The sequence below is a fragment of the Parageobacillus thermoglucosidasius genome, assembly GCF_001295365.1.
Lineage (GTDB): Bacteria > Bacillota > Bacilli > Bacillales > Anoxybacillaceae > Parageobacillus > Parageobacillus thermoglucosidasius.
The window spans coordinates 985113-997816 of record NZ_CP012712.1; the positions used below are offsets into that span (position 1 = coordinate 985113).

At 38.0% G+C, this 12704-nt stretch carries 9 protein-coding genes; all 9 read left to right on the forward strand.

The window, feature by feature from the left end; translation table 11 throughout:
• Positions 1–208: 208 nt before the first annotated feature.
• The 9 genes from AOT13_RS04885 to AOT13_RS04925 all read left to right on the forward strand — a co-directional run bounded on the left by AOT13_RS04885 (position 209) and on the right by AOT13_RS04925 (position 12045).
• Positions 209–1141, forward strand: a complete 933-nt coding sequence (locus AOT13_RS04885; protein ID WP_097948925.1) for a polyprenyl synthetase family protein — start codon at positions 209–211, stop codon at positions 1139–1141.
• Positions 1142–1160: 19 nt separating this feature from the next.
• Positions 1161–1316, forward strand: a complete 156-nt coding sequence (comX, locus tag AOT13_RS04890) for a competence pheromone ComX (protein WP_013144165.1) — start codon at positions 1161–1163, stop codon at positions 1314–1316.
• 6 nt (positions 1317–1322) lie between these two features.
• Positions 1323–3587 carry an ATP-binding protein gene (locus AOT13_RS04895; protein ID WP_042383999.1) on the forward strand — a complete coding sequence of 755 codons (2265 nt, stop codon included), beginning with the start codon at positions 1323–1325 and terminating at the stop codon, positions 3585–3587.
• A 25-nt stretch (positions 3588–3612) separates the two neighbouring features.
• Positions 3613–4284, forward strand: a complete 672-nt coding sequence (locus tag AOT13_RS04900; RefSeq protein ID WP_003253283.1) for a response regulator transcription factor — start codon at positions 3613–3615, stop codon at positions 4282–4284.
• Positions 4285–4487: 203 nt separating this feature from the next.
• On the forward strand, positions 4488–5603 hold the full coding sequence (locus AOT13_RS04905) for a BtaA family protein (protein ID WP_013877587.1): 1116 nt from the start codon (positions 4488–4490) through the stop codon (positions 5601–5603).
• A gap of 20 nt (positions 5604–5623) precedes the next feature.
• A complete protein-coding gene (locus tag AOT13_RS04910; RefSeq protein ID WP_013877586.1) occupies positions 5624–6751 on the forward strand; it encodes a Glu/Leu/Phe/Val family dehydrogenase in 1128 nt (375 codons plus the stop codon).
• A 24-nt stretch (positions 6752–6775) separates the two neighbouring features.
• Complete coding sequence (locus AOT13_RS04915; RefSeq protein WP_013877585.1) at positions 6776–7159, forward strand: DUF5367 domain-containing protein; 384 nt, start codon at positions 6776–6778, stop codon at positions 7157–7159.
• A 108-nt stretch (positions 7160–7267) separates the two neighbouring features.
• Positions 7268–8491 carry an erythromycin esterase family protein gene (locus AOT13_RS04920; RefSeq protein WP_045844643.1) on the forward strand — a complete coding sequence of 408 codons (1224 nt, stop codon included), beginning with the start codon at positions 7268–7270 and terminating at the stop codon, positions 8489–8491.
• Between the two features lie 482 nt (positions 8492–8973).
• Positions 8974–12045 (forward strand): efflux RND transporter permease subunit, encoded by a 3072-nt coding sequence (locus AOT13_RS04925; protein WP_042383970.1) that lies wholly within the window; start codon positions 8974–8976, stop codon positions 12043–12045.
• Positions 12046–12704 lie beyond the last annotated feature (659 nt).

The following is a 12704-nucleotide window of genomic DNA, read 5'->3' on the forward strand; positions in this document are numbered from 1 at the left end:
AGATTTTGATGTGGGGGTGTCTTAAAAGCCAAGGAACAGAAGCCCGCAACAAAATATAAAGGGAATCATGTTGGAGAGATGATTATATATTATGAATTGATCGTGAGGTCAGAAACCTATGAGACAGCCTCTTTTGTTCTGGAATTTTTATTAATGTGAAGAAGGAATTTTACGAATTTTGTTGTAATTTATTTATTTGGAAATATTTGTGTTGAATATTGGTGAAATGATGGAGAAAGAAACAGTGAAGATGAAAATGAGGGAGATTGTCAAGTCATGTTTTTTCGTTCCATCTTTACAAGAAGCGGTATTGACATCGGTAGAAGAACACGCAGAACGAAGCGATTTTTTGTTCGGCTGCTTAGCTGGTATGCATTACCAGATATTTTCCGAAGAGGTGAAGGAAAGCGAACGAATCGCAGCGGCTGTAGAACTGCTGATGTTGGCTGGAGATATACTCGATGACCTCATGGATCAAGACAGCTTGGAAACCTCGTGGAGCAAAGCACCTCTTACAACCTCATTTCATATGGCCATCGGATTATTGTTAGCAGGACAAAAAGCTATTGCGGATTTGCCTATCGATGATGATAAAAAAGCAAAGGCACAGTCATATATTTTATCTCGATTGCTTCAAAGTTTAAATGGGCAGCATATGGATGTCACAAATGGCATACAGACAGAAGCGGAGTATATAGAAATGGTGAAGAAAAAATCGGGTTCTCTAGTAGCCATGGCGTGTTTCGTCGGAACTGCATTGGCAGGCGCTGAAAAAAACACTGTCATCATTGAAAAGTATGCCAATGATATCGGAATCGCTGCGCAAATCGACAATGATATCGATGCGTTGTATCGTTGGGATGAGAAGAACGACATCAAAGCAAAGAAGAAGTCGCTTCCGGTATTGTACATGCTGGCAAGTAAACGGGATAACTTATTGAAACAGTATTTTAGCAATCATATTGATTACAATGAGCTTTATGCCCAAAAGGAAAAAGTAATTCAGCAAATGGAACAGGAAGGAGCGTTTTATTATGCTAAAGTGATGAGCCATATTTACAAGGAAAAGGCTTTGCAAGAAATCGAGAAACTGGATGTAGACGATAGGTACAAATCCGTACTGAAAACAATTATTTTGTAATGTTGGAGGGAGATCTGCAATGCAAGAAATCATTCGCTTTTTAGTAGAACATCCAGAAGTCATCGAAAAATTACAAAATGGTACGGTGAGCTTGATAGGTTTAAGTGAGTTAGAGGTAAAAGCGGTTGTAAAGGTATTTAGTGAATCGACGGAGCCGCTTGGATATTGGAAGTAGATAACGATGAATCGAACAGTCATTGCGATGATTGTTGCTTTGATTGTAGCGCTATATTTAACCATTTTAAATGTTAGGCATCCATTGATTGGTATGGATGTAATAGAAAACAAGAATGGTGATATTATTGTTAACGATATTTACGAGTTTGGTTGGGCAAAAAAACATGGTATTCATATTAATGATCAAGTGCTGAAAGTGGATGGAAAGCCTCCGCTCTCCCATTTTACTGTCCGGGAATACAAAACAATTGAACAAGCGAAAACAATAACGATTCAGAGAGAAAATCAAATCCAAACATTGACGGTTGACTATAAATCGCATGGAACGGAACAATGGCTGTATTATATCGCCTTGCCGACGGGTTTTTTTCTATTCGCTATTAGTTTAAGTATTTTTTTGCTTCGTCTGCGGCCGAATGACAAATCGGCAACCGTGCTTATTTACTTTTTATTATTGATAGGGCTTTGCTATATAAGTGCCAGCTTATCAGCGAAATATGCACCGTTTGGACGGCAAATGTTTAACGGTATATTTTTAATATTGCCTGCTGTCTTTTTGCATTTCGTTTATCATTATTTTGAAAAAGAAAAGAAAGTGTGGTTTGCGAAAAAAATCGTCTTTTTCCTTTATGGGTTTAACTTTTTGATGTTTGTTGTCTCACTCGAGTCTTTATCGTTTCGTTCGATAAGTGAAGCGGAAGTGCTATTGACGACATTTTTTATCAACATGGTTATCATTCTCGCTTTGTTAGGAAAAGGATTCGTTTATTTTAAAAAAGATGAACAGCAACATACGGTTAAAGGGTTGTTTTTCGCAATTGGGTTATCTGCCGCACCATTTGTTTTATTTTATGATCTCCCCGTTCTAATCATTGGAAAATGGGGACTGCCAGCTGAATTAACCGTTACTTCGTTTTTTGTGTTGCCCTCCGTCTTTCTTTATTTGATTTGTACGGATCGGCTATTTCGATTGCAGTTTTCCATCAATCACTTTGTATACTATGCTCTTTTATCATTATTTCCGGCTTTTCTTGTTACATTGCTTTATGCCAAATTTGTTCATGAAGCGAGGAGACTTGTTGAACTCGCTTTGTTGTTTTTACTGATTTATGTAATCAATATCTTTGCTCTCTATTTAAAAGGATGTTTCGATCGAACATTAAGAGCGAAGTTATATGTACAAAAAGACTTTTACCAAGAAAGTATATATCGAATCGGTGAAGCATTAAAAAAACAAAGAAATATGCAAGAAGTCATCCAATGCTTGGAAAAAGAAGTGAGGGAAGTATTAGATATAGAGAATCTGGCTTTTGTACAATTGGCGGTCCAAAATAGGCAAGCCCCTTTTCATTGCGATGAAAAAGAGTGGATGAAGTTAATCAAAAAGATGGATGGTCAACCACTTTCGATTGGAAAAATGATTGAAAATAAGCGTTTGTTCGCGGTTTTTGTAGGCTCGTTCCGACAAAGTCCTTTCATGTTAGTGGGAAAAAAGAAATATCCCATTTTATTTCGAGCAGAACAAAAAGATTGGTTATCCACCATTGTCTATTATGCCAGCGTCACGATTGAAAATATGTTAAAAGTAGAGGATTTCATAAAAGAGTTAGACAATTTAAAGGAAAGAAGCCATTCTGTTTGGCTCACTCGTTTGATCTTTCAATGGTCGGAAAAGGAAAGAAGAAAGTTAGCCATTGACTTGCACGATACGATTCTTCAAGATTTAATTGTTTTAAAACGAAAAGTGGAGAGCTTGCGCTTTCAAAATATGCGTATGGAAGAAATGAAAAAGCAGCTAAACGACATCGAAGAAGAAATCGTAGATATGATTGATGTAACAAGAGAAACGTGCCATGAATTAAGACCGCCGTTTTTGGAACAAGTCGGATTAAGAGAAGCATTAGCCGAATTAATCAGAAGATTTCATTTGCGTTCAAATATCAAAGTGGAGTGGAATATTCATGTATCAACCAAATTAGATGAAGAACGAGAACTTGCAATATATCGGATGATCCAAGAATTATTAAACAATGCGCTGAAACATTCGCAGGCATCGTATATTCAACTAACATTGGAGACTCAAAATGAGGAAGTTCAACTTCATTATGTTGACAATGGTATAGGTATAGACATGAAAAAATTAAATCATTATGATGGAAAGCTTGGTTTGTTTGGCATAAAAGAGCGTGTGCAAGGCTTAGGTGGAACTTGCGAGATGACATCACAACTTGGCGAGGGGCTAGATATACGGATCACCATTCCATTATAAGCATAGGAAGGAGAGAAATGACTAGATGATTCACATTTTGGTTGTCGATGATCATCGCCTTGTTGGTGAAGGGACAAAGAATATGCTCGAGAGCGAACAAGATTTCCAAGTAGAACTTGTTACATCTGGCACAGAAGCGGAACAGATGATGGAACAACGTACATATGATGTGTTTTTGCTTGATTGGCGTATGCCGGATATGAGCGGTATCGAATTAAGCAGGCGGATTCTCCAAAAACAGCCAAATGCGAAAATTGTCATATATACCGGGTATGATGTCGCTCCTTTTTTTAATTATTTAATTGAATCAGGCATTACAGGCTTTGTCAGCAAAACGGCAACAAGCGAACAATTGATAACAGTGATTCGCTGTGCGCTGAGAGACGAAGCGGTTATCCCTGTGCATTTATTGCGCCAACTGCATCTTCGTGAAGTTAAGGCCAAGATGGCAGAAAATGCAGAACATGTTGCGCTGAGCCAGCTCGAGCAAGAAATATTAATGGAAGTCGCCAACGGTTTATGTAATAAAGACATTGCCAAAAAACATCACATAAGCCAACGAAGCGTGGAAAGACACTTATCGCGCATCTTCACGAAGCTGCATGTATCTTCGAGAGTAGAAGCCGTGGAAAAAGCAAAACAATTAGGGCTCATTCCAGAGTTTCATATGTTGTTAACGCCTTCATCGGATCGGTGAGGGTGTTTTCTTTTTTGGGAGTCCGCCATCTCGTGTCGGTATTCCGCCAAAAAATGGCGGGGGTTCCGACACCATGTTGGTGGTAAAAAGGAAAGAAAATGGATGTATAATTAAGATAAGTAAGAATAATTTTAAAAAAAGTGTGTGAGACAAAAGAACGCAAGAGCCATTTTTGATTACATAAAAATTATAAGGAGGTTGTTATGATTTCATATTTAGGTAGTATAGTTAAGCTATTAACTACAGAAAAAAATTGGCTTTTATATACCACTTCAAATGAGGATTCACAATCTGAGTTAACCGCTTTAAATATATCCTCGACAGATGACGTTCTTTCCATCACTGGCAGTGGTTGCAGAAGTTTAGCGCTGTTAGCGAATGAGCCTAAATCTTTAACCTCCGTTGACGCTGTTCCTGAACAAAACTATTTACTAGAGTTAAAATTATCTGCCTTTGAAGCACTTACATATGAGGAAGTTTTGCAATTTTTAGGAATTCATAATTCCGACAAACGTCTTCAAATGTACGAGAAATTAAAACCGTTGCTTTCTGATGATGCAGCAATCTTTTGGGACAAACATAAAGAAAAAATTAAACAGGGTGTCATTTTTACTGGGAGACAAGAAAGATTTTACAGAAATGTGGTACTTCCAATTATCAAATTTACAAGAGGAAACATTATATCTAAATTGCTAAAAAGTCGTTCTATCGAAGAACAAAGAATTCTCTATAAGAAGTTAAATACTTGGTTATGGCGTAGAAGCATACAGACACTATGTAGAAGGTCAATCTACAAATTTATTTTAAATGATCCTAGTTACTATGCTTATAGTGAAGTAAATTCACTGGCAGATTATTTAATATCACGTCTGGACTATACATTTACTCATCACCCTATAAAAGAAAATCATTGGCTTACATTTCTTTTATCAGGAAATTACATTCATACATCTTCATTACCTGTTTATTTGTATCCATGTCATTATGAAAAAATCAGGAGGAGTCGTCATAAAGTAAAAATTGTTACAGCCCCATTAGAAAAATATTTACAGGAAGTACCCGATAACTCATTTGATAAATTTTCCCTATCTGATATTTCCGGTTGGATGTCAGAACATTCATTTGAAGCGATTTTAAGTGAAATTATTAGAGTAAGCAGGAACAGGGGTATTTTTTGTTATCGTAATTTTCTTTCGAAAAGAACCATTCCAGAGAATTTAACATCTCATGTTCAACGACTTGATGAGGTAATAAAATTTCTGAATGAAAATGATCGCTCCTTTGCGTTTACTTTCGAAGTAGGTATGATTAAAAAATAAAAAGAAAGGGGAATATAAAGGTGAGTCTTTATGAAATTACCATCAGCGATCCCAATTATGATTTAAAAGGATATATCGTTATTGACAGTTTAGTTAACGGAATAAGTGCGGGTGGATTAAGAATGTCCCCAGATATTAGTTTGGGTGAAATAAAGAAGTTAGCTGCGATTATGACCAAGAAGTATGCAGCCTTAAATATAGAGTTAGGTGGAGCCAAGGCGGGAATAGAGTATGACCCTTCTAAGCACGAAAAAAAAATACTATTAAAAAGATTTGCGGAATTAACAGAACCTCTTTTAAAACATAATTATTTTCTTGGGGAAGACTTAGGTGTTACAGGAAAGGATGTGGCTTATATATATGAATCTATTCATTACAATCCAGTTGATGTTGTTGTGCGTCGTTTACGTGAACGAGGAATTTCAGTAGACATTCCTAATAAATTCCAATTAAGTGATTTATTTGGAAAAAGCTATTCTGTAGAAGCGCTTGGATTATCGATTTTAGAAGCAGTTAGAACAATTTGTAGGAAAATTCAGTTGAATCTTTGCGAAAGTACGGTTGCTATTCAAGGGTTTGGAACTGTGGGGCAAATCACTGCAGAAAAGCTTCTCCAGAGTGGAGCAAAAATTATTGCAATTGAAGATTCTGTCGGCTGTGTAGTCAATAATGATGGTCTCCCAATACCAGAATTGCTATCAATTACAGATTCAAATGGGGTTATTAATCGTACGAAGTTACCAGATCATATAATTCAATACCCAAAAGGATATTGGATAAAAGTAAATGCAGATATTCTTATTCCGGCTGCTATTAAGGATAGTATTCATGAAGAAAACTGCCATGAAGTAAACGCAAAAGTAATCATTGAAGCAGCCAATATGCCTGTAACATCTAAAGCGGAAAAATATTTAATTGATAAAGGAGTATATATTTTACCAGACTATATAACTAATGCTGGAGCTGCTGCATTTTTTGGTTTATTAATCTCGGGACAGGCGACAATGGATACTGTTTTTATAGAATTGCATCATAGAATTAGAAACTCTTTAAATGAAATAGTAGAAATAGCGTTTTCTTCATACGGAAGCAACTTGAGATATGCCTCTGATGTTTATGTAAATCGTTGTCTTAATTTAAAAATGTAAAAAGTAGAAATAGAGGTGTTGTTCATGTATTTTCTAATTTGGGGCTTCCTTGTTTGGTTAGGAGCCACGTTCATTTTTCGATTTGTTGGTCATTTTTTCTTTACTCCTGATAGTACTTTGCTTCTTCTCTTATCCTATATGTTTGTTGTTCCTTTAATTTTTTTATTAACTTATCCGCTATATAACTTTAAAGGTTTAACAAAAGATGAACGTTTAAAAGCTGCTATGTTTATTGCACTTCCCGGTATGTTAATTGATACGATTGTGTTAACTGTCTTTCCAAGAGTGTTTACTAATTTACCTGTAGAATCGGACCGATATTTTGGCTCTTGGTTATTATGGGCATACAGTTTGATTTTGATAACGGGCCTTCCACTGAAAAAGCGAGAGAGGAACGATGACAAATGAAAAATTTTAAGATGTTTGTTTGACCGATGCTGCTAAACTTATTGGGTTGAACCTTTTTACGTAATGCTACTGGTATAGTATGGACTTATTAAAAAAGGTGATAAACACATGTTTTACCGTAAAAATAATATTTCTTCTGAAATCGATTGGCTCAAAGGTCATACGTACCGTATACAATTGCATGAATTCGATGATGATTCCGATTTGTATTTTTTAAAACCTTTACTGCAAAATAAACGGATCGTTTTTTTGGGAGAGAATGGCCACGGGGTGGCAGAGCATAGCCAGATTAAAACAAAGATGATTAAGTACTTACATAAAGAATTGGGGTTTCGAGTTTTAGCATTCGAAAGCAGCTTTAATGACTGCAGCTTATGCTTTTATCAACAAGACCAACTGGATGCAAGGCAATGGATGAAACATTCTTTATTTAAAGTCTGGCATACAGAGGAAGTCGAAATGCTTTTTCATTATGCGAAAGAAACGCAATTATCCAATCATCCTCTTATCTTAACAGGATTGGATATTCAGCCTGCCTCCAGCGATCATATCACCGGCAAGTTTTTGGTAAAAGTATTTTCCAATATGGATAAGACCTTTGGCGAAAAAATAGCAGCATTGGAACAAGAAATGTTTTACCAATATGCAAATTCCCGTAATCCGTCCATTTCTAAAAAGGAACGTAAGCGAAAATGCAAAGAATGGATGACGCTTTATCAAGAATTTCTCTTTTTATTAGATAAAAACAGCCTTGAATTACAAAATAAGTTAGGAAAAGACGCTTTTTTGCTTGTGAACAGAATTTTGCAAAACCGAATGTCCCTCATGCAGATGATCTCTTCCCACTTCGTGAAAGCGATAAAAATCCGGAATAAGGCAATGGCTGACAATATTTCGTGGCTGGCACAGGAGATGTTTCCAAATGAGAAGATAATAGTATGGGCGCACAATGGGCATATAATGAAACAATCTGGGAGATTGCTAGGATTTCCATCGACATTTTCTTATTTACCTCCCAAAATCAAGGAGTTCTCCTATACCATTAGCTTCTTTATGTATAGTGGGCAAGCAGCGGAAAATAATCGCAGCGTATATGAAGTGCGGCAGCCTGGCCAAGACAGCATCGAGTTTCGCATCAAGCAAGCCGGGCATGAAATTGGCTTTTTCGATATCTCGCAGCAAAGAAAAGTGCCCCAAAACCGCTGGCTTTTTCAGCACACTTACACAATGCATGAAGGGAAGCAATTAAATCTTATCAAACCTAGCGCTTGTTATGACGGGCTTGTCGTTTGTTCAAAAACATCTTCTCCAAACTACATCAATTTAGATTGAAATTGGCCAAAGAAAGATAAGGTTCCACGTTTGGCGGCCATGGTGCCAGACATCTGTCAGTCAAGAAAAATGTTCATTTGGTTTAAAAAGAGATATAGGTAGAAACAAGGACGTTTAAAATGAATAAACATCGAAAACTTTCGATAGATGTGATGATAGGTTTTCCTTTCTTTTTTATCGTGAGTGTTATGACAGGAAAATGGCAATCTTTCTTTGGAGTTTGCTTCCACGTTTTATGGGTGGGATAACAGGATTGATTGCTTTAAGAAATGCAAACATTATTAGGAGTAGCGTAATGAATCTTTTAAGTCGAAACTGTTTATTTTCGAAAAGATGACTGAAGTCATTGTTTGGCCTACGAAATTGTGACTGAAGATAGTAAGTACAAATTTGAAAATACTGTAACATACATATTAAAAGAAAGGAGGAAAAGATGCTATGTATCAACGTTTCGTTTCGGATTCAAAAAAGGGGAGAATAAGATGATATGGATAAAGAAAGGAATACAACAACCAGTTGTTACAATCCTTTTGTTTATCGCGCTGAGCCTTGCCGGGGTCTTTTCTTATTTTGAAATGGATAAACAAGAAGATCCTGAGTTTTTAGTGAATGGCGTAGCCATTGTGACTGCTTATCCCGGAGCGGGAAGTGAAAAGGTAGAACAATTGGTTACCAATGTGTTGGAGAAAAAAATAAGGACAGTTTCTGAAGTACAAAATATAGAGTCTTTTTCGCTTCCCAATGCATCTGCCTTGTTTGTGACCTTTAAAGAAGGAAATAATTTGGAAAAAGCACAGCAAAAAGTAAAGGAGCAGGTGGACCAGGCGAAAAAGCTTTTGCCAGAAGAGGCAACGGAACCGGAAATCAAGACAGATCTTTCTGAGATGGCTTTTATGATTGTTCATCTTTCTCAAGATGGCCAAATCAATCACGAGGAATTGAAAGAGAAAGCGAATGATCTGCAGAAACGGTTTGACCGAGTAACAGGAGTCAAGCGAACAGAAATCTTGGGATTAGCGGATCAGCGGGTCGAAATCAATGTCGATATCCCGAAACTGAAAAGCTTGGGACTTTCTTGGCTGCAAGTAATGCAGGTTTTACAAAAAAATCATGTGCAAATTCCAGAAGGCACTTTAAAAGGAAATGAAAAAAAGAATGTCCTGAGCGTTGGAGGGCTTGGCAATCCGGATCAGATCGCAAATCTTCCAGTCTTTCAGGATCCCAAGTCAGGCAAGCAATTGGTTGTCAAGGACTTTGCTAAAGTTAAATGGGGATACGAAAAGGAAAGCACGAAAATTTTAACAGGTGAAAAGCAAAGTGTAGCGATAATTGTTTATGTGGACTATCATGTAGATGCCAGAAAAACGGGAGAGGAATTAAGAAAAGCTTATCAATCTTGGCAGAAAGAATTACCGAAACAATATACGGGGAAGGTTGTTTTTGATCAAAGTGAAAGCGTAAATAAAAAGTTTCATGAACTGTATCGTGAATTAGGCGTCGGTATATTGGTTGTTATCGTGATCTGCCTGTTAGGATTAGCCGTCCGCTCCGCGTTGATTACCAGTCTTAGCGTGCCGGTTACCGTGTGTATCTCATTATTTTTCTTAAATCTTTGGGGAGTGAGTTTGCATCAGATTTCCATTGCTTCGATTATCCTCGTTTTAGGCATTTTAGTGGACGATTCGATTGTCTCCAATGAGAATATTGAGAGACATTTAACCGAAAACGGGAATAACATAGGGAATATTATTAAAGCTGTATATGAAGTAACGCCTTCAATTATTGTCGCAACATTGACGATTGTTGTCGGATTTGCTCCCCTTTATTTCTTAGAAGGGGATACGGGGCGTTTTATCCATTCGATCCCGCAAGTAATCATTGTGACTTTGCTTGTTTCATTGCTCGTCTCCCTGTTCTTTATTCCAGCATTGCGGGCAAGATTCGGATTAAAAGGACAAGCAAAAGAAAGTGAGTGGCTGCTGAGAGGATGGTCTGTTCTACAGTCTAAATATGAGCAGTTAGCGACGAAAACATTAAAAAGAGCTCCATTATGGATTGCTATCTTTTTTGGGGTAAGTACCGCCTTATTGGCTTTGCTGCCATTATTACAAGTACAGTTTTTCCCTAAGGCGGATGGACGATCCCAGTTAGTGGTCGATATTCGTTTACCACAAGGGTCCAGTCTCGAACAAACAGAGCGAGTGGTGAAAAAAGTAAGGGAAATCGTCAAGCATGATAAAGCGATCGATTTTGATATCGCCTACTTGGGACAATTGATGCCGAGAATTTACTATAATGAGAAACCGATAGATCGCGGGGAATCTGTGGGGCAGATGATGCTGCATCTCAATGAGACTGGAGTTAAGGAAACAGAAAAGGTCGTTGACCGGCTGAATGAGCAGTTAAAAGGGAAATTTCCAAAAGATACGCGTGTGTTAGTACGGCAGTTTGAGCAAGGGCCGCCCATTGAAGCACCTATCCAAATTCGGATGAAAGGAGAAAATTTAGCCCAGCTGCAAAAGATTTCGGAAGATGTCAAAAGAGAGTTGGATGGGCTTGCCCATATTACCCAGACCCAGTCATCGTTTGGAAGAAAAACTTCCGAAGTATTTGTCATCCCTGATAAGGAAAAGAGCCTGAAATACGGAATCTTTCCACAAGATATCGCTTTAAACCATCGATTTGCCCTTGAGGGGATCGAAGTGGGCAAAGCATTTATTGAAAACGAATCGTTTCCTGTTTTATTGAAGGCAAACCAATCACCAAGAAATATAGAAGAATTAGGGGAATTTTGGGTTTCCGCCGTTTTCCCGAACGGCCAAAGCCAATATGTGCATCTCAATCAGATTGCTAAAATATCGACTGTTCAAACCGTCCCGCAGATCACTCATTATAACGGAGAGCGGCAAGCCGTAGTGACAGCTTATGTGGATAATAACCAAATGGTGCCACAAGTGACTAAAAAAGTGCAGGAGCGTCTGAAAGCCCTAGAGGAAAAATGGCCGAGTGGATATCAATGGACAATGGAAGGGCAAGAGGAACAGCGTACACAAGCATTTGAATCGATGTACAAGTTCTATGTGCTATCCATACTATTGATTTTTGTGTTAGTGTTTATCCAATTCCGTTCATTCTGGAAGCTGATTGTAATTATGACAGCGATTTATATGGCGATGAGCGGAGCCATTTTATCCCTCTATCTTACCAATCAGCCATTAGGATTTATGGCATTACTTGGCATGATTGGATTGGGGGGCGTTGTCGTTCGAAATGGAATGATGCTTGTGGAGTTCGCTGATAATGCATTGGATCGAGGACAAGGGTTGAAAGATGCTTTGATTCAGGCTGGAAGGCTGCGTTTGCGCCCGATTTTATTAACGTCCTTATCCGCAGTGGGCGGATTAACGCCTTTAGCCATCATAGGAGGAAATTTATTTCGCCCCTTAGCTGTTACGATGATAGGAGGGTTACTGTATAGTACCGCTTTAACTTTATTGGCAGTGCCGGCTCTTTATTATGTGATAGCCCGGAAAAAGGAAAAAAGAAATGCCTGAAAGTGAGAAGACAGACAAAGGGTAAAAAGTATGATGAATCACGTTCTGACACTTTCTATAAGGCATCTATCCGCACAATACTGGTGAGGTTTTCAGAATACAGCACTGACAGGATATTCCCAACACCGAAAATGTTTTAAGATGGGGGAGAGGATCGTTTTGGGGGATTCTCTTTTAAGGGGTTCTCAAGCGGTTCCCAGATGTTATGAGGAAAAAATAAAAGACGAAATGATATCCTTGTCAATTTATGGTTCCTTTTCGAATAATATGAAGGAGCTCTTTTTCTTGAAGAATGGGCAAAAGAGGTGTTCGCTGGCCGTTCGTGGATGTTTTTTGCGGGATTGCACGAGCTTCCCAATTTAGCGGTGGCCAGCTTATATCGGGCGTCATCATCTCGATGGAATATAAAAGACGTCATCGTATCACCGCTTCATTGTGCGATATTTTGCGCATGTTGGTTTCTTGTACACAGAAATAGCCCATGCCGGCCAGTTTCTTTTATACAGAAGTGTTAATTCTGCGGCGTTGCTGCTGATTCCTTATATGGCATATTTCCTTTAGGTGTTAGCGGAAAACCGCTGCATCAGCGTAAAGTACATCGTGAAGTATGCATCATTGCTATGAATCCGCTTAATTATTGTTTTTTATCGTATCGGGAC